We start from the raw sequence: 18,295 nt of genomic DNA on the forward strand, positions 1-18,295 counted from the left end.
TCCGGGGGGTCTGTCGGTGTAAAGCGCGTTGCCGGTTCTTCTGCTCGTTCGCCCCCCCCTCTCCTCCCCCCGGGGGCTTCCGGGGTGGGGGCCCCCCCCCCCCCCCCCCCCCACCTCTCGGGGGAGGACCACCCTTGACGTCCACACGCACCGCCCGCGTCCGGCTCTGCGCAGCCGTGACGGCCGTTCTCGCCGTCACCACGGCCGGACTGACCGTCCCCGCCGTCGCGGCCCCGTCGAACGCCACGACGGCCGCCGCAGCGGATCAGCAGGCCGCCCCCGTGCTCACCCTGCCGCAGGACTCCCGGCTCGTCGGCAACGGCCCGTCGGGATTCCTCACCCGCCGCAGCGACGGCAGCTCCTCCTGGACCCGGTACGCGGACGGCGTCACGACCGCGCTGCCCGCAGGCTCCAAGGGCACGGTCCGCGCGGACACCGTCGTGGCCTCCGCCGGAACCACCCACACCGTGTACGACATGTCCGGGGCCTCCTCCCCCGTGACCATCGACATCGGCTACCTCGGCACCGGCGCCACCCTCATGGACCTCGTCGGCAGCACCCTCGTCGTCAGCGTCCCCAGGGCCGACGGCGGCGAGGGCCGGGACATCCACCTCGTCGGCAAGCCGGACGGCACGATCGTCGACCGGACGATATCCGGGCTGCCCGCGGACGCGGTCGCCCGCTCCCTCACCAGCCAGGTGGACTCGCCCGACACCCTGTCCCTCCTGTACTACGAGGTCGTGGACAACGCGGCCGAGTGGCACACGGCCGTCGTGGACGTGGCCACCGCCACGGTGGTGGAGGAACGCGGCGCGACACGGGCCTACTACGACAGCGACGTCACCCTCTCCGCCACGCACCTCGCCTGGGTCGAAGGCACGGCCGTCAGCGGGGCGGTGGCCCTGGAGGTGGCCCGGAGGAACGAGCCCGACACCACGCGCATCCCCATCGGCAACGGGGACGGGGTCCAAGCCGAGCTGATGGGCGACTGGCTGGCGTACGGGGAGACCCACACGACCTCAGCCCCCAACCCCCTCTACGGGCTGTCACTCCGCTCGCTGACGACCGGACAGACCGTCAAGGTCCTCGACAGCCTGAACACCATCCGCAGCCAGTCCGACACCGAGCTCCTCGTCCAGGGCGGCACGGTCGAACACGGCGAGGGCATCTACCGGATCGCACCCGGCCCCGACGGCACGCCGACCGCCACCCTCGTGGCGAGCATGGGGCTGCCCATCGTCCTCCAGGTCGTGGAGCAGTCGGTACCCGCCACCGCCGACTTCCGGACGGCACGCGGCGACGTGAAACTGATGTGGCGCTTCTCCGGCTCGCTCCCTGTGTCGGCCCACATCGAGCTGATCCACACCGCCTCCGGGAAGCGGAAGACGTACACGGAGAACGTGGACCCCACCGGGCGTGTCACCGTGACGTGGAACGGCCTGTTCGACGACTTCTCCACCGCCTACAACGGCGACTACACCTGGCGGATGACGGCGGCGCCCCGCAACGGCATCGGCCCGTCCGTCGAGCGGACCGGCACGCTCAAGGTCGACAGCGGGCAGGCCCCGCACAACTTCTCGGACAGCGGCTCACCCGACCTCCTCGTCCGCGGAAACGACAACCTGTACATGTTCGACGGCCGCAAGGCGCTCGAATTCGCCTACACGGGCGTGCCGACCGCGACGAACGCCGGAGCCGGCTGGGCCGCCTACGACCGGGTCCTCGCCCCCGGAAACGTCAGCGGCCCCCGGTTCTCCGACCTCGTCACCCGGGACAAGACCGGCACGCTCTGGATCCACCCGGGCACCGGCAACGCCGCCTCCCCCTTCGCGCCGCCCGTCCGCGTCGGCGGCGGCTGGAACACGTACACCGACATCACCGGCAGCGGCGACCTCGACGGCGACGGCCGTCCCGACCTGGTCGCCGCCGACAAGGCCGGCGACCTCTGGTTCTACAAGGGCACCGGAAACTCCACCGCGCCCTTCGCACCCCGCAGGAAGACCGGTCACGGTTGGGGCATCTACAACAAGCTCGTCGCCACCGGGAACATCGGCGGCAACCCCACCGGCGACCTCGTCGCCCGAGACAAGGACGGCGTCCTCTGGCTCTACCTCGGCAAGGGCGACGGCACCTTCGCCGCCCGCACCCGGATCGGCGGCGGCTGGAACGCGTACAACGAGATCGTCGCCGTCGGCGACGTCGACCGCGACGGCCGCCCCGACCTCCTGGCCAACGGGCTCAAGGGCCACCTCGACAGCACCCTCGCCCTCTACAAGGGCACCGGCGACTGGAAGGCCCCCTTCGCCCCGCGCGCCGGAGCCACCACGATCCTGCCCGCCCCCGGCTGGTACACGACCCTGTTCTGACCGGTCACCGGCCCGTCAGCGGCACGGTCGCCCAGACCGTCTTGCCGACCGGCCGGTCCTTCACGCCCCACGCCGTGGCGAGGGCGGCGACGAGCAGCAGCCCGTAGCCGCCCTCGTCCGGTTCCCGGGCCGGTACGGGCCGCCGCTCGCCTCGCGCGTCGGACAGCTCGACCCGTACGTGGTCGTCCCCCCGCTCCATCCGCACCTCGAAGTCCCGCCCCGGCACCCGGCCGTGCTGGACGGCGTTGTTGGCGAGCTCGGCGACGACCAGCTCGACGGCATCGGCGCCGGGACCCGTCAGGCCCCAGTCGTGGAGCTCCTGCACGGCCAGTAACCGCGCCAGGCGTGCGCCCCGGCGCGTTGCCGAGAGCCGGAGCGTGAACTCACCGGTTGGAGTGGCGGTTTCGGATTTCATGCCCCCGAGCCTGACCCTCCGGCCGTACGCTGACCAGCAGCGACGCCACGACGCTGAGTAACTGTACGAGTGCGCCACGAGGGCGGTACGGATGTCGGGGAACGAGGAGGAGCGGCCGGAACGGCCCTCCGAGGTGGACGGTACGGCGCACCTTTTCCGGGCGCTGGGCAAACAGATCAAGGCGCTGCGGAGGAACGCGGGCCTGAGCCAGGCGGAGCTGGCGGAGATCGCGCATTGCAGCGAGGACCTGATCTCCGCGATCGAGCGAGGGGTACGAGTCCCCCAGCCGGACTTCCTGGTCCAGCTCGACCCGATCCTCGGGGCGGGCGGGGTCCTCGCGGCTGCGGCGGACGACGCGCGGGAGGCGCTGTCGAGGGCGCGGACCCGACATCCGGACTGGTTCCAGGACTTCGCGGACGCGGAGGCGAAGGCGGTGGCGCTCCACTACTACGAGGTGCAGGCCGTGCCGGGCATTCTGCAGACCGAGGCGTACGCGCGGTATCTCTTCGAGAACCGCCGCCCCATGCTGGACGAGGCGACGATCGAGAAGCGTGTGGCTGACCGGATCTCCCGCCAGGTGATCCTCGACAAGTGGCCGTCGCCGACGATCAGCTTCGTCCTGGAAGCAGCCGTCCTGCTGCGCCCGTTCGGCGGACCGGAGGTCCACCGCGAGCAGCTGCGACGCGTGCTTGACGTGGCCCGGCGGCGCACGATCGAGCTCCAGATCATGCCGCAGGACGGAACGGAACACCCCTACCTGGGCGGCGCGTTCACGCTGCTCACTCCGCCGGGGCGGCGGGAAGTCGCGTACACCGAGATCTACGGGCACGCCCGGCTGATCACCGCGCCAGAACAGGCGCGACTGTACGCCGAGCGCTATGGGATCATCCGGGCGCGGGCACTCCCGCCTCAGGAGTCCCTGGCCTGGATCGAAAAACTGCTGGGAGAACGATGAACACCACGGAACTCGCCTGGTTCAAGAGCAGCTACAGCGACTCCGAAGGCGGCAACTGCATCGAAGTCGCCTACGACTGGCGCAAGTCCAGCTACAGCAGCTCCGAAGGCGGCAACTGCGTCGAAGTAGCCGCCCACCCCGCCCTCATCCACATCCGCGACTCCAAGAACCCCCACGGCCCCCAGCTCGCCGTCTCCCCCGCCTCCTGGGCCGCCTTCCTGGACGTAGCATCCGGGGCGTGACCTCCATCAAGTTCGTTCTCTTCGACGTCGACGGCACCCTCATGGACGCCGTCGAGAACCAGCGGCGCGTCTGGCACGCGTGGGCCGCGCGGTACGGGCTCGACGGCGCCGAGGTGTACGCGGTCGCGCTGCGGACGCGGCCCGTGGAGACCTTCGCGGCCGTCGTGCCGGGCGAGGACCCCGACGAGTGCCTCGCCCTCCTGCACGCGCTGGAGGACGAGGACGTCAGCAAGGGCTCGTACGCGGCCTTCGAGGGGGCGGCGGACCTGCTCGCCGGCCTCCCCGCCGACCGGTGGGCGCTCGTGACGTCGAACTACGAGCACCGGGTGCGGGGACGGTTCGAGCGGACCGGGCTCCGTTTCCCGGGGCTCATCGTCGACGCGGCCTCGGTCGCCGAGGGGAAGCCGTCGCCCGTCCCGTACCTCACGGCCGCCGGGAAGCTGGGCGCGGACCCGGCGGAGTGCCTGGTGATCGAGGACGCGCCGTCGGGGGTCCGGTCGGGGCTCGACGCCGGGATGACGGTCTGGACCGTCAACACCCCGGCGCCGCACCCGGACGCCCACCGCCACTTCCCGACCCTCGCGGAGGCGGCGCCGCACATCGTGGCGGCGCTGGGCTAGGTCAGAGGATCGTGTCGTAGATGTCCCAGCCGTAGCCGATCTGCTTGCGGGTCGAGCCGGGGATGAGGTTGGAGTCGCGGTAGACGCTGTCGTACGCCCAGAGCTTGCCGGACGTGTCACGGGCGATGAAGTTGCCGCCCGAGCTGGTCAGTCTTCCGGTCCATGCGAGGGAGTTGTAGGCGTTCCAGCCGCCGCCCACGCGGACGCGCGGGTAGAAGCCCGGGAAGCGCGTGTCGTACGCCCAGAGGACGCCGTCCTTGTCGCGGGCCACCGGGTTGTAGCCCTGCGCCTGCCCCGCTATGGCGGTGTAGATGTTCCAGCCGCCGCCCATGTCCGTGCGGCCTTCGAGGACGTACCTCGGGTCGTCGGCGCCGGTGAACGAGTAGCGCCAGAGCTTGCCGGCCTTGTCCCGCGCCAGCAGGCCGGTGCCGTAGCCGGTGAACGCGGTGTACTGGTTCCAGCCGCCGCCCACCCGCGCGCGCGGCTTGAACGGGGCGGCCGTGTTGCCCGAGCCCTCGTAGTACCAGAGGACGCCGTCCTTGTCCCGGGCCATGAGGTCGCCCTGACCCGCCGCCGTACGGAAGGTGACGGGCACGATCGCGGTGTAGGCGTTCCAGCCGCCGCCGATGCGCGTGCGGGCCTTGAGGGGCTTGTCGAAGTGCCCTGAGGACTCGTACTGCCAGAGCACGCCGGACTTGTCGCGGGCGAGGACCGTCGTCCGCAGGTTCGCCTCAGGGGTGCCCGCGACGAACTGGAAGGCGACGGGGCCGCGGTCGGTGACGGCCCCGGCCTCGTCGGTCACTTCGAGGGTGGCCGTGACCTTCCCGAGGTACTCGGCAAGGCTGTGGGCGTCGACGCGGATGTCGTACGTCAGGACCGTGTCGTACCCGGCCCGGGTGTCGACGTCCGGGAGCACGGCCACGTTGTGGGGGCTGTCCCAGGAGCAGGGCTGGAAGGCGCTGCCGTTGACGGCGCAGGTGGAGGTGACGGCGAAGTACGAAGGGTTTTCGTTGCCGGGCTCGTACGGTCGCGTCGGCAGGAGCAGCCGCGCCTTCATCCTGCCGCCCGTGTAGTGCGAGAGCCGGACCGTGACCCGCGTGGTCACCGGCCCCTCCTCGCCCGAAGGCACCACCAACGGGCCGCCCTCCTGGAAGACCGTGCCCGTCGAGGCGGTCGAGGCGGTCGAGGCGGTCGAGGCCGTCGCCCCTGCGACCGGGGTCGACGCGGCAACCGCCGTCCCTCCCAGTGCCGCAGGTGCTACGGCGACGGCCAGAGCCGTCGCGATCGTCAGGGCCACACGCATACGTGCCACGAATCCCCCCAGGAATTCTTTGGGTCTGCTTCTGCTGTTCATGCCCTTGACCTTCGACGGGTCCGAAGGGTTGTACTGGAATAGGCCTGCGCGGTGGCCGGTTGGGGCGGACATGCGACGTGATCAGGAACCGTCCGGCGGTATCCATCCTCTGCTGGCGGGACGTTTCAGCCCGTACCGGTTCGACCCCTCGGCCGTCGTCGACGACCGGTCGCTTGGGCTGCTCCTGGAGGCCGCGCGGTGGGCGCCGTCCGCCGGGAACTCCCAGCCGTGGGGGTTCTTCGCGAGCCGGCCGGGCGAGCCGGACCATGAGCGGCTCCTACGGCACCTCGCGCCGAGCTCGGCGCGGTGGGCGGCGGACGCGGGGCTGCTGGTCGTGACGCTGACGCGGCGGTACGTGGAGGACACGGAGCTGCAGTACTCGGAGTTCGCGGACTACGACCTCGGCCAGGCGATAGCCCACATGACGGTGCAGGCGGAGGCGATGGGGCTGGCGTCGCACCAGTTCCGGGCCTTCGACATGGAGGGCCTGACGAAGGAACTGGACCCGAACCCGGGTTGGTCCCTCGTGTCGATGATCGCGCTGGGGAAGGCGGCCGGGGCCCCGCCGGAGGGCCGGGAGCGTCGAAGCATCGCGGACCTGCTGTCCGCGCCCTGGACCCTGTGAGGGGAGCCGTCGCTTTGGCTCTCGGGGCGGGCGCGGTTGGTGGGCTTCTGGTGGGACCGCCCTCTTTCCGAGAGTCGCTCCTTCCGGCGGCGCGTCAAGGGCGCCTCCGGCGTCGGCTTCGCCGATTCCGCTGCGCTCCACCCTTGACCCACCACCTCCAGGAGCGAAAGACCTCTCGGAGGGCGGTCCGGGGGTGGGGGTCCACGCCGCCAGTCCGGGGGTGCTTCCCGCCGTAGGCGGGGAGCACCCCCGGAGGGTGGGGGCGAGGCCGGGCATCGGCGGGCCGGGTATCGGCTGCGCGGCTGGGTGGGTGGGGGCTGGGTTCGTAGTGAATGTGGGTGGGACCAGTCCGGTCTCATCGGGGTGCGCTGTCGTTGAATGGGGCGGCCCGGCAGGGCTTAGCGGCTGTCCGTGGTCCGTTGGTGGGGCTTCATGCCCCGCTGGTCACTGCCGGTGGGTGGCGGGGTGCGAATAACTGCGCGCTACTCCCGGTAACAGCCCCCAACCGAGGCCCCAAAAGGGGCACATCACCCATCCACTTCGAGTTACTGCGGGAAACCCACCACCGGGAGCGACCAGCGGGGCCTGAATCCCAGCCGGAAGACGACCGACACCCGCCAAGCGCCGCCCAGCTGCCCCATTCAACTGCCGCGCACCCCGACGAGACCGGACTGGCCCCACCCACCCGTCACCACAAACCGAGCCCCCACCCACCCTGCCGCGCAGCCGGCACCCGCCCAGCCGATGCCCGGCCTCGCCCCACCCGCCGGGCTGCCACCCGCCTACGGCGGGAAGAGGTCTCGGCGCCCCGCGTGGACCCGTCCCCCCGGCCGCCCTCCGAGTGTGAAAAGGCGGCCTCCGCCGCCGGGTCAAGGGTGGGCGCAGCCCATCGCGCAGCGACGCCGCAGGCGCCCTTGACGCGGCGGTGGAGGACGCCACACTCGGAAAGAGGGCGGCCACACCAGAAGCCCACGAAGCCGGATGACCCCGAGCGCGAGACCTACGTCTTCGCGATCCAGGCCGGAGGGGGCTCCGGGTCAGTGAAGGACGGCCATGTGCTGATGTTCCAGGGCTAGATGAAGCCCGTCGACGACGCCCAGCTGACCGCGTGGAAGAAGGCGGTCGCCCTCCCGATGAAGCGGGATCAGTAGCCACCCCGACTCCCCCAACCACAGTTACACAACAAGAACTTGAGCTCCATTCAGGTTGCAAACCCCCTCGGCTACTGTGTGGCCCATGCAGGGGGAATCGGAAGACCAGTCCGGCCAGGACAGTTTGCGCGGCAGTGGGGCGATGCCGCTCGAAACGGGCGACCCACGGCAGATCGGGGCGTTCAGGCTGCTCGGCGTGCTCGGGTCCGGCGGGATGGGCCGGGTCTATCTCGGCGCCGTGCCCGGGAAGTTCGCGGCGGTGAAGCGGGTCCTGCCCGTGCTCGCCGAGGACGTCGACTTCCTCAGCCACTTCGGCCACGAGCTCGACAACCTGGCCCGGCTTCCCGGCGGGGCCAACACCAAGCTCCTCGCGAGCGACCGCACGGCGAAGCCGCCGTGGTTCGCGACCGAGTTCATCCCCGGCATCACCCTCAACGAGGCCATCCGGCTCAACGGCGGCCCGCTGTCCGGCGGCGCCCTGTGGCGGCTCCTGCGGGAGGCGGCGGCCGGGCTGCGCGTGGTGCACGGCGCGGACATGGTGCACCGCGACCTCAAGCCGTCCAACGTGATGCTGACCGGCGGCGGCCTCTCGCTCATCGACTTCGGCGTGGCCCGTGCGGCCGACCAGAGCCGGCTGACCAAGACCGGCATGGTCATCGGCACCCCCGCCTACATGGCTCCCGAGCAGGCCGTCGCCGACCGGCAGCTGACCGGTGCCGCCGATGTGTTCGCGCTCGGCAGCCTTCTGCTGTACGCCGCGAACGGGCGGCCCCCGTTCGGCGACGGTTCCGGGCCCGACCTCCTCTACCGCGTCGTCCACGGCGAGCCCGACTTCGGGCGGCTCACGGAGGACGACCCCGCCCTCGCGGAGCTCGTACGGAAGTGTCTCGCGAAGGATCCGGCGGACCGGCCCACCGCCGAAGAGCTGGTCGCCCTCGCCGAGGAGGGCGCGGCGGGCGCCGTCTGGCCGGCGGCCGTCGCCGAGCGGATCGCCGAGCGGGCGGCCTTCGCCGCCGGTGCTCCGACCGCCGAGCAGCTCGCGGAGCTGGAGCGGACCGATCCGACGCAGGACGTGGCCACGGCCTCGCTGACCCCGCAGGCCCGGCCGGAGCCCGCGACCGCCTCGCCCGATCCCCTGGCCGTCACCGGCAAGGCCGCCTCCGACACGCCTCGGTGGCGGCGGAACCGGTTCGTCATGTTCGCCGTGCCCGTCGTCGTCGCGACCGGCACCACGCTGACCGTCGCCCTCGGCCCGTACGAGATCGGCAAGCTGGGCGCGGCTCCGGAGGCGTCGCCGTCCTCGGTGGCCTCGCAGCCCGCTTCCGTACCGCCGTCGAACGGGACGGGGAATCCTTCCGCCAAGCCGTCCGCCAAGCCGTCGGGGAAGCCCTCCGGCAAGGCGCCGGCCGGGTCGGCGGCCCCGCCGCCCGCTTCCACGTCCGGCGGTGGGGGCGGTTCCGGCGACGGGGCTGCCGTCGGTGGCTCCAGCGGCGGCGGGTCCGTGACGGGGGGCGGGTCGAGCACCACCACGTCCTCCGGCGGCTCGGGATCCGGGTCGGGATCCGGGTCGAGCACCTCCTCGTCCTCCGGCGGTTCGGCGACCCAGCAGCCCGCACCACAGCCCCCGCCCGCCACCACCCAGCCCGCGCCCCGGCCGACCTCCGGCAGTTCCTCGCCGTCGGGGACGTACTCCATCGAGAGCGTCTCGAACGGTCAGTGCCTGGCCGAATCCAACCCGGGGTACGGGGTCTTCGCGAACACCGCCGACTGCGGCTCCGCGCCCGGCAGCGGCGGAACGATCTCGTACGCCTGGACGTACAAGCCCGGCGCCAACGGCACCTTCCGGCTGGTCAACAAGAAGACCGGCCACTGCCTCCAGCCGGGCGGGACCGTGGGCTACACGGCGGCCACGTGCAATGGATCCAGTGTCCAATCGTGGAAGATCGGATCCAAGACGTCCTCCGGCTCCACCTTCAAGAACATGAACACCGGCCAGTGCATGGTCGCAGGACCGCCGTTCATCATGACGCAGGACTGCAACGCGGGCAGCTCCAACCAGCTCTGGCGAAACGTCTCGCCCGTCTCCTAGGGCCCGAAGACGGGGACGGTCACGTCCCCGTCCCTCCGGAACCCGACCCGTACGTCCATCCCGATCCTGAGGTCCTCCTCGGCCACGCCCACGATCTCCGTCATCATGCGCGGGCCCTCGGCGAGGTCGACGACGGCGGCGACGTACGGGACGCGGTCACCGAAGGGCGGGAGGTCGTTCCGGTGGACGACCGACCAGGTGTAGAGGGTCGCGCGGCCGCTCGCCCGCTCCCAGCGGACGTCCTCGCTCCAGCAGTACGGGCAGAACTCGCGCGGGTAGTGGTGGGCACGGTCGCAGGCGGCGCAGTGGCGGAGGAGCAGGTGCCCTTCGGCGGCGGCGTCCCAGTAGGGGCGGGTGAAGGCGTCGATGTCCGGGCGGTCGGCCGAGGGCGTCGCGGTCATCAGAAGAGTCCGATCGCATGGTCGAGGGACCAGGTCTGCCAGGAGACGGCGAAGAGCGCGACGAGCGAGACGAGCGCCATCATCGCGTTCTGCCCCTGCTCGGCCCAGTCGTGGATCATCAGGACGAGGTAGAGGAGGTTGAGGAGGAGGCCGCCGACCAGGGCGACCGGGGTGAGGAAGCCGGTGATCAGGCCGAGGCCGAGGGCGAGTTCGGCGTAGACGACGACGTACGCCATGAGCTTGGGGCGCGGGGCGACGACGGTGTCGAAGCCGCTCTTCACGGCCGCCCACCTGTGCTTGCCGGCCACGTCCGCCGCCCAGGCGATGCCGGTGCCGCGCTCGAACCAGCCCTTCTTGTCCTTGTGGCGCCAGCTCTCCAGCCACCACAGGCCGAGGCCCATGCGGAGGACGGCGAGCCATTCGGCGCCGGTGAGCCAGACGGTCCGCAGGGTCTGCATGCGCGTCCTCTCGACGAAGGGATCTGACGGTACGTCAGTTCAGCGCAGACCGGGGCCCCGCCGCAAGGCCCCGGCGCACGTGACCGTTTCGCAACCGAAATCCCTCTTGACCGAGACCCACTGCGTGTACACGTCATTACGCTCGGTTTTCATGGTCACCACCCCCCCTGCACCTCCTCTCCACCCCGTGTACGTCATCGGCGGCGGCCCCGGCGGGCTCGCCGTCGCCGCCGCCCTGCGCGCGCGGGGCGTCCGGGCCGTCGTCCTGGAGAAGTCCGACGCCGTCGGCGCCTCCTGGCGCACGCACTACGACCGGCTGCGGCTGCACACCACCCGGCGGCTCTCCGCGCTCCCCGGCCTGAAGATGCCCCGCTCCTTCGGCCGCTGGGTCGCCCGCGCCGACGTCGTCCGCTACCTGGAGACGTACGCCGAGAAGCACGAGCTGGAGGTCGTCACCGGGGTCGAGGTCCACCGGATCGAGCGCTCCGGCGCGGACTGGGTCCTGCACGCCACCGGCGGGCGCCTGCTCACCGGGCGCGCGGTCGTGATGGCCACCGGCTACAACCACACCCCGCACCTGCCCGAGTGGCCCGGCCTGCACGAGTACGGCGAACGGCTGGTCCACGCGTGCGCGTACCGCAACCCCGGGCCGTACGCCGGGAAGGACGTCCTCGTCGTCGGCGTCGGCAACACCGGCGCCGAGATAGCCGCCGACCTCGCCGAGGGCGGCGCCGCCCGGGTGCGGCTCGCGGTGCGGACCGTCCCGCACATCGTGCGCCGTACGACCCTCGGCTGGCCCGCCCAGCGCTCCGGCATCCTGGTGCGGCGGCTGCCGGTGGCCCTGGTCGACGGGATGAGCGGCCTGCTCGCCCGGTTCGCCGCGCCGGACCTCTCGGCGCACGGACTGCCCCGGCCGGACAAGGGCCTCGCCACCCGGCAGCGGGAGGGCGCGATCCCGGTGCAGGACGTCGGCCTCGTCGACGCCGTACGCGCCGGGAAGGTCGAGGTCGTCGCCGCCGTGGAGGCCTTCGAGGACGGCGAGGTGGTCCTCGCGGACGGCAGCCGGATCGCCCCGGACGCGGTGATCGCGGCGACCGGCTACCGGCGCGCCCTGGAACCGCTCGTCGGGCACCTGGACGTACTCGACGGGCGCGGGCTGCCGGTGACGCACGGGGCGCGGAGCCCGCGCGAGGCGCCCGGGCTGTACTTCACGGGGTTCACGAACCCGATCAGCGGGATGTTCCGCGAGCTCGCGATGGACGCCGAACGGATCGCCCGCCGGATCGCGCGGAAACGCGGCGCGGCGGTCGGGAGCTGACGTCCGGAAACCGACATGACGGTGCCCCGGCCCCACGGGGAGGGGACGGGGCACCGGCTGATCCCGACGGGAACGGGATCAGATCGTGGGGCGGGTCAGAAGGCGTTGAGGCCGTTCCAGCTCCAGCCGATCTTGACCCGGCTCTTGAGGCCGCCCTTGCCGTCGCCGTCGTAGCGCCACAGGACTCCGGCGGTGTCGCGGGCGAGGACGTCGGGGATCCCGTCGCTGCCCAGGTCGCCCACGCCGGTAAGGGTCAGGTTCTTCCAGCCGTAGCCGATCTTGTAGCGGCCGCCGCGCTCGTAGCGGTAGAGGTCGCCGTTCGAGGCCTGGCCGAGGTAGTTCTGGTAGCCGCTGGCCGTGAGCGGGCCGACGCCCGTGAGGCGGTAGCTCCCGTAGCCGTACCCGGCCTTCTGCCGGGCCCGGAGGCCGCCGCGGCCGTCGCCCTCGTACCGCCAGAGGTTGCCGGAGGGGTCGATGGCGAGGACGTCCGGGAAGCCGTCGTCGGTCAGGTCGCCGACGCCGGCGAGCCTGAGGTCCTTCCAGCCGGTGCCGATCCGCACCTTGTTCGAGACGTCGCCGTACCCGGTCCCTCTGAGCAGCCAGAGGCCGCCGTCGGCGTCCTGGCCGACCGCGTCGGGCTGGCCGTCGGCGTCGAGGTCGCCGACGGCGGTCATGCGGTAGCCCTTCCAGCCCCAGCCGGTCCTGGCGCGGGGTTCGAGGACGCCCATTCCGGTGCCCCGGTAGATCCAGAGGTCGCCCTTGCCGTCCAGGGCGAAGACGTCGGAGCGGCCGTCGCCGGTGTAGTCGTGGCGGAAGGTGCCGTGGGGGCTCCAGCCGCGCGGCGGGACCCAGGAGACCTCAGAGGCGGTGGTGTCGGGGGCCGAGAGCACCCTGGGAGTGGTGCCGGGCGCGGTGGCGCCGCTGACGGTGGCCGCCTGATGCGTACCGCCGGAGAGGTACGCGACCTGGGAGCCGTCGGGGGACCACTCGGGGAACAGGACGCCCTGGCCCCGGGTGAGGGAGTACTCGGACCCGCCGTCGAGGACGCGGGCGCGCACGTCGTACGAGCCGTCGACGAAGGCCGCGAAGGCGATCCGCGAGCCGTCCGGCGAGAACGTCGGGTGCAGTCCCTGGGTGGCGGGCTTCGGGGCGTCGCCCGTGCGCGGGTCCCACGTGTAGACCGTGCTGCCGCGCAGGAAGGTGATGCGTCCGTCCCAGGCCACGTCGACCTGGGTGTCCCAGGTCTGCTCGGGGGTGGGGAAGACGTAGCCGAGGTCGGTGCCGTCGAGGTCGATCCGCATGATGCGCAGGCGGTCGTGGCCCGGCTTGGCGCGGAAGCTCAGGTAGAGCTGCTTGCCGTCGGGCGTCCAGTCGAGGCTGTCGAGCCAGCCGTCGGCCTCGTTGACGTCCATGCGGACAGGGCGGGCGTTCGTGCCGTCGGCGTCCGCGACCCAGATGTCGGCGTAGCCGTCGTTGCTGATGAAGGCCATGCGCAGACCGTCGGGCGAGTACGTGACGCCGGTGATCTCCGCCTGGGGAAGGCGCAGGCCGGTGGGCGTCAGGACGCGGCGGTCGCTGCCGTCGGTGTTGACGGTGACGATGCTGCTCTGGCGGACGCCGTCGACGTCCTTGTACTCGGTGAAGACCACCCGCGGCTTGGGCGTGCTCTCGGCGGCCTGGGCGGGCGCCGCCGTGGCCGCGGTGAGCGCGGCGGAGGAGGCGAGGACGGCCAGGGCTGCGCCGAGGGCGCGGCGGCGGCCGCGGGTGCGGGTGGGGCGGATCACGTGGTCCCCCGTGCGGTTGTCGTCGGATGTTTCAGTCGTGTCTTCCGGGATGTGGGACACCCGCCCCCCGGGAAGGGTTGTACGTCGTCGAAGAATCCGTTCTGCAGCACATCGCCGGCCGCCGGAGGACCCCTTCCGTCGCGAACCGCCGACCGCCTCGGAACCCCTTCTGCCACGGACCTCCGCACACCCATTCCTGACAGCCCGTCAGTTCTGTAATCTGACTAAGCGTCAGGTGTATACGGATGGGTGAAGGGCGGGCGACACACACATGCTTGGATCGACACACGGCACCTTCACCACCGATCTCCGCGCCCGCGTGGTCGCCTGCGGCGAGGCGCCGCCGGTCGTCGTGCACGGCGTCACCGTCGCCCCCGGCGACGTGGACGTCAGCGGGCGGCCGCTGCACGCGCCCGTGCCCGACCTCGACCGGTTCTTCCGGCCCGAGTCCGTCGCCGTGATCGGCGCCTCCGACGCCGAGGGCCGGCCCAACACCGGCATCACCCGGCAGCTGCTCGCCTGGACCGAGCGGGTCGGCGCCCGGCTCGTGCCCGTGCACCCGACCCGTACGAGCGTGTTCGGGATCGACTGCGTGCCGTCCGTCTCCGCGCTCGCCGAACCCGTCGACCTCGCCGTCCTCCTCGTCGCCGACCCGCTGCCCGTGATCGAGGAGCTCGCCGAGACGAAGGCGAGGTTCGCGGTCGCCTTCGCCTCCGGCTTCGCCGAGACCGGCGAGGCCGGCGCCGCCGCGCAGGAACGCCTCGCCGCCGCCGTACGCCGCTCCGGGCTCCGTCTCCTCGGCCCCAACACCAACCTCAACGCCTTCGAGCGCTTCCGCGACGACCTCGAAGGCCCCGCCGTCGCCCTCATCACCCAGTCCGGGCACCAGGGGCGGCCCGTCTTCACCCTCCAGGAGCTCGGCGTCCGCCTCTCCCACTGGGCGCCCACCGGCAACGAGGCCGACCTGGAGACCGCCGACTTCCTCTCGTACTTCGCCGGACGCCCCGAGGTCGGGGCCATCGCCTGCTACGTGGAGGGGCTGAAGGACGGCCGTTCCTTCCTCCTCGCCGCCGACCGGGCCGCGCGCCAGGGCGTGCCCGTGGTCGCCGTGAAGGTGGGGCGGACCGAGACCGGGGCCCGTACCGCCGCCTCCCACACCGGGAAGCTGACCGGCGCCGACCGGGTCGTCGACGCGGCGATGCGGCAGTACGGGGTGATCCGGGTCGACGGGCTCGACCAGCTCCAGGACACCTCCGCCCTCCTCGCCCGCGCGCGCCGGCCGCTCGCGGACGGGGTCGTCGTCTACTCGATCTCCGGCGGTACGGGCGCCCACTTCGCCGACCTGGCGACGGCGGCGGGGCTCGGACTCCCCACGCTCCAGCAGGCCAAGCAGGACGAATTGCACCAGTGGATCCCGGAGTACCTGAACGTCGCCAACCCCGTCGACAACGGCGGCCACCCGGTCGGCGACTGGCGCGGCCGGAAGATCATCGACGCGATCCTCGCCGACCCGTCCGTCGGCGTCCTCATCTGCCCCATCACCGGCCCCTTCCCGCCGATGAGCGACAAGCTCGCCCAGGACCTCGTCGACGCCGCCGAGGCCACCGACAAGCTGGTGTGCGTGGTCTGGGGCTCTCCCGTCGGCACGGAGGCGGCCTACCGCGAGACCCTCCTCGGCTCCTCGCGCGTCGCCACGTTCCGTACGTTCTCCAACTGCATCGGGGCCGTGAAGGCCTACCTCGACCACCACCGCTTCACCGCCGCCTACCGCTCCCCCTTCGACGAGGCCCCCCGCACCCCCTCCCCGTCCCTCCGCAAGGCCCAGGCCCTCATGCGGCCCGGCCGGCGGCTCAGCGAGCACGCGGCGAAGCAGCTGCTGCGGGCGTACGGGATACGGGTGCCGCGCGAGCAGCTCGTCACGAGCGCGGCGGCCGCCGTCCGGGCCGCCGGGCTCGTCGGCTACCCGGTCGTGATGAAGGCCTCGGGCGCGCAGCTCGCCCACAAGACGGAACTGGGCCTGGTGAAGGTCGGGCTGACCTCGGCGAGCCAGGTGCGGGACGCGTACCGCGAGCTGACGGACATCGCGCGGTACGAGTCGGTGGACCTCGACGGCATCCTCGTCTGCCAGATGGTCGGGCGCGGCGTCGAGATGGTGGTGGGCGTGACCCGCGACGAGCTCTTCGGCCCGACGGTCACGGTGGGGCTCGGCGGGGTCCTGGTGGAGGTCCTGAACGACACGGCCGTACGCGTCCCGCCGTTCGGGGAGGGCGAGGCCCGGTCGATGCTCGACGAACTGCGGGGCCGGGCCCTGCTCGACGGTGTACGGGGAGCCCCGCCGGCCGACATCGACGCGCTCGTCGAGGTCGTGCTCCGCGTCCAGCGGATGGCCCTCGAACTCGACGGCGACCTCGCCGAACTGGACATCAACCCGCTGATGGTGCTGCCGCGCGGGCAGGGGGCGGTGGCCCTGGACGCGCTGGCGGTCTGCCGATAGGAGCCCCTGTGTCGGATCTGCTGCACACCGTCCTCCACACGGTCGAGAACGGCGTCTCCTGGATCACCCTCAACCGCCCCGAGGCGATGAACGCGGTCACCTGGGACCAGCGGGAGCGGATCATCGCCCTCCTCGCCGAGGCCTCCGCCGACCCGGAGGTCCGCTGCGTGGTCGTGACGGCCACCGGGCGCGGCTTCTGCGCGGGCGCGGACCTGCGGGGCGCGCCGTCGTCCGCCGATCGTGTCGCGGGGGACGTGGCGCGGATGATCCGGCAGGGCGCCCAGCGGTTCATCGCCGCGGTCATGGACTGCGAGAAGCCGGTGATCGCGGCGGTGAACGGCACGGCGGCGGGGATCGGGGCGCACCTCGCGTTCGCCTGCGACCTGGTGCTGGCGGCGGACTCGGCGCGCTTCGTCGAGGTGTTCGTCCGGCGGGGACTGGTGCCGGACGGGGGCGGTGCGTACCTGCTGCCGCGGCTGGTCGGGCCGCAGCGGGCGAAGGAGTTGATGTTCTTCGGCGACGCGGTGCCGGCGGTGGAGGCGCTGGGCATGGGCCTGGTGAACCGGGTGGTGCCGTCCGAGTCGCTGGAGAAGACGGCCCGCGACTGGGCCGAACGCCTCGCCCAGGGCCCCACCCGCGCCCTCACCCTGACGAAACAGCTGGTCAACGCGTCCCTGGATGTGGACCGCACGGTGGCCTTCGCGGCGGAGGCGACGGCGCAGGAGATCAACATGACGACGCGGGACGCGCAGGAGGGCGTGGCGAGCTTCGTGGAGCGGAGGGAGGCGCGGTACGAGGGGCGATAGCGGGGGCTGTCGTATCGGTGGCCGCCGTGCCCGAAGTCTTCCCATCTGACGCATCGTCAGTTTCAATGGACGGTGTGATGGGACACGCGGGGATGGCGGCCACCGTCGTCCGACACCTGAGAGCGGCCGGTTCGCCGACGGCCGTCGAACCACTGCCCCGGCCCGACCTGCGCGCGGTACGGGAGGACGAGCGCCCGCCCGTCGACCCGGCCGAGTTCCGCCGGGTCCTCGGCCACTTCGCGAGCGGCGTCACCATCGTGACGGCCCTCGACGCGGACGGACCGGCCGGCTTCGCCTGCCAGTCCTTCGCCTCGCTCTCCCTCGACCCGCCCCTCGTGGCCTTCATGGTCGCCCGGACGTCGACCACCTGGCCCCGGATCGCGGCGGCCGGGACCTTCTGCGTGAACGTCCTCGGCGCGGGGCAGGGCGAGCTGTGCAGGTCGTTCGCGGTGAGCGGAGCCGACAAGTTCGCGGGGGTGGAGTGGGAGGCGGCCCCGGCCACCGGCTCCCCGCGCCTCGCCGGTGCGCCCGCCTGGATCGACTGCACGATCACGACGGTCCACACGGGGGGCGACCACCTGATCGTGGTGGGGAGGGTGGAGGCCCTGGGCGCGGAGGACGGGGGCGAACCGCTGCTGTTCCACCGGGGCCGCTTCGGCCGCTTCAGCACATAGCCCGCTACGTTTCGATGAGGCCCGGGTACAGGATCAGCTAGATGAGCCCCAGGTGCAGGATCACCCCGCCCGCCAGGAAGGCGGTCACCACGGCGACCGTGCCCCACAGGAGCAGCCCGACGAAGTAGCCCCGCCTCGCCGGGCGGGTGAGGAGCGCCGCCACCGCCAGTACGGCGCCGCCCACGAGCCACCCCCAGGCGCCGGCGACCGGCGCGAGGAGGGCCCCGGCGAGGGCCGCCAGGGACAGCTGCCACCAGACGGGGCGGCCGCCGAGCCTGCGCCCCAGGTCCTCGCCGAGCAGGACCACGGGCAGCACGAGCACCGCGGAGACCGCGAACGCGACGAGCACCGAGGCCACCGCCAGGAACGGCCAGAGAACCAGGAACAACCCTCCGCCGCCGGTGTCCTCCCCGGGCTCCGGAGGCATGCTCAGGCCGACCGTCATCACCGCCGCCAGCGCCACCCCGGACTCCAGGCACAGTGCCAGCGTCGAGACCCTCAGCATCCGGGCGGTCGTACGCCCCCTGTCAGGACCGCTCACCG

The 18,295-nt window shown here is 72.3% G+C and carries 16 protein-coding genes; 10 read left to right on the plus strand and 6 right to left on the minus strand.

From position 1 onward, the window contains the following. Positions 1-134: 134 nt before the first annotated feature. Positions 135-2,366 (plus strand): FG-GAP repeat domain-containing protein, encoded by a 2,232-nt coding sequence (locus ACZ7HT_RS11400; RefSeq protein WP_471163126.1) that lies wholly within the window; start codon positions 135-137, stop codon positions 2,364-2,366. Positions 2,367-2,370: 4 nt separating this feature from the next. Here ACZ7HT_RS11400 and ACZ7HT_RS11405 read toward each other — a convergent pair whose 3' ends face one another. Further along, complete coding sequence (locus tag ACZ7HT_RS11405; protein WP_471163128.1) at positions 2,371-2,781, minus strand: ATP-binding protein; 411 nt, start codon at positions 2,779-2,781, stop codon at positions 2,371-2,373. Positions 2,782-2,872: 91 nt separating this feature from the next. On the opposite strand from ACZ7HT_RS11405, the gene ACZ7HT_RS11410 reads away from it, so the two are divergent. Genes ACZ7HT_RS11410 through ACZ7HT_RS11420 form a run of 3 tightly spaced genes read left to right on the plus strand, consistent with a single transcriptional unit; the run spans position 2,873 to position 4,598 of the window. Further along, on the plus strand, positions 2,873-3,736 hold the full coding sequence (locus ACZ7HT_RS11410) for a helix-turn-helix domain-containing protein (RefSeq protein ID WP_471163131.1): 864 nt from the start codon (positions 2,873-2,875) through the stop codon (positions 3,734-3,736). Continuing rightward, a complete protein-coding gene (locus ACZ7HT_RS11415) occupies positions 3,733-3,978 on the plus strand; it encodes a DUF397 domain-containing protein (protein WP_471163134.1) in 246 nt (81 codons plus the stop codon). The genes ACZ7HT_RS11410 and ACZ7HT_RS11415 overlap by 4 nt, the downstream gene beginning before the upstream one ends. Next, complete coding sequence (locus ACZ7HT_RS11420; RefSeq protein ID WP_471163136.1) at positions 3,975-4,598, plus strand: HAD family hydrolase; 624 nt, start codon at positions 3,975-3,977, stop codon at positions 4,596-4,598. Before ACZ7HT_RS11415 ends, ACZ7HT_RS11420 begins: the two co-directional genes overlap by 4 nt. Position 4,599: 1 nt before the next feature. On the opposite strand, the gene ACZ7HT_RS11425 is transcribed toward ACZ7HT_RS11420, so the two are convergent. Beyond that, positions 4,600-5,910 carry a hypothetical protein gene (locus ACZ7HT_RS11425; protein WP_471163138.1) on the minus strand — a complete coding sequence of 437 codons (1,311 nt, stop codon included), beginning with the start codon at positions 5,908-5,910 and terminating at the stop codon, positions 4,600-4,602. Positions 5,911-6,022: 112 nt separating this feature from the next. On the opposite strand from ACZ7HT_RS11425, the gene ACZ7HT_RS11430 reads away from it, so the two are divergent. Beyond that, entirely contained in the window at positions 6,023-6,577 is a 555-nt protein-coding gene (locus ACZ7HT_RS11430) for a nitroreductase family protein (protein WP_471163140.1), read from the plus strand. Between the two features lie 1,293 nt (positions 6,578-7,870). Next, entirely contained in the window at positions 7,871-9,817 is a 1,947-nt protein-coding gene (locus tag ACZ7HT_RS11435; protein ID WP_471163143.1) for a serine/threonine-protein kinase, read from the plus strand. Here the strand turns inward: ACZ7HT_RS11435 and ACZ7HT_RS11440 are convergent. Then, a complete protein-coding gene (locus tag ACZ7HT_RS11440) occupies positions 9,814-10,218 on the minus strand; it encodes a Zn-ribbon domain-containing OB-fold protein (RefSeq protein ID WP_471163145.1) in 405 nt (134 codons plus the stop codon). The genes ACZ7HT_RS11435 and ACZ7HT_RS11440 overlap by 4 nt on opposite strands. After that, positions 10,218-10,667 carry a DoxX family membrane protein gene (locus tag ACZ7HT_RS11445; protein ID WP_471164038.1) on the minus strand — a complete coding sequence of 150 codons (450 nt, stop codon included), beginning with the start codon at positions 10,665-10,667 and terminating at the stop codon, positions 10,218-10,220. The genes ACZ7HT_RS11440 and ACZ7HT_RS11445 overlap by 1 nt, the downstream gene beginning before the upstream one ends. A gap of 160 nt (positions 10,668-10,827) precedes the next feature. Here ACZ7HT_RS11445 and ACZ7HT_RS11450 point away from each other — a divergent pair, with 160 nt between their 5' ends. Next, entirely contained in the window at positions 10,828-11,994 is a 1,167-nt protein-coding gene (locus ACZ7HT_RS11450) for a flavin-containing monooxygenase (RefSeq protein WP_471163148.1), read from the plus strand. Positions 11,995-12,089: 95 nt separating this feature from the next. Here the strand turns inward: ACZ7HT_RS11450 and ACZ7HT_RS11455 are convergent, their stop codons facing one another. Then, positions 12,090-13,778 (minus strand): FG-GAP-like repeat-containing protein, encoded by a 1,689-nt coding sequence (locus ACZ7HT_RS11455; RefSeq protein ID WP_471163151.1) that lies wholly within the window; start codon positions 13,776-13,778, stop codon positions 12,090-12,092. A 271-nt stretch (positions 13,779-14,049) separates the two neighbouring features. On the opposite strand from ACZ7HT_RS11455, the gene ACZ7HT_RS11460 reads away from it, so the two are divergent. The 3 genes from ACZ7HT_RS11460 (at position 14,050) to ACZ7HT_RS11470 (ending at position 17,752) form a co-directional block, all read left to right on the plus strand. Continuing rightward, complete coding sequence (locus tag ACZ7HT_RS11460; RefSeq protein ID WP_471163154.1) at positions 14,050-16,272, plus strand: acetate--CoA ligase family protein; 2,223 nt, start codon at positions 14,050-14,052, stop codon at positions 16,270-16,272. 8 nt (positions 16,273-16,280) lie between these two features. Continuing rightward, positions 16,281-17,078 carry an enoyl-CoA hydratase/isomerase family protein gene (locus ACZ7HT_RS11465; RefSeq protein WP_471163156.1) on the plus strand — a complete coding sequence of 266 codons (798 nt, stop codon included), beginning with the start codon at positions 16,281-16,283 and terminating at the stop codon, positions 17,076-17,078. A 92-nt stretch (positions 17,079-17,170) separates the two neighbouring features. Further along, the gene (locus ACZ7HT_RS11470) at positions 17,171-17,752 is read left to right on the plus strand and encodes a flavin reductase family protein (RefSeq protein WP_471164041.1); all 582 of its coding nucleotides are present in this window, start codon (positions 17,171-17,173) and stop codon (positions 17,750-17,752) included. Positions 17,753-17,789: 37 nt separating this feature from the next. Here ACZ7HT_RS11470 and ACZ7HT_RS11475 read toward each other — a convergent pair whose 3' ends face one another. After that, positions 17,790-18,293: a hypothetical protein gene (locus ACZ7HT_RS11475; protein ID WP_471163159.1), complete on the minus strand. Its 504-nt coding sequence runs from the start codon at positions 18,291-18,293 to the stop codon at positions 17,790-17,792. Between the last annotated feature and the right edge of the window lie 2 nt (positions 18,294-18,295).

This window comes from Streptomyces sp. NPDC037410, assembly GCF_055602235.1.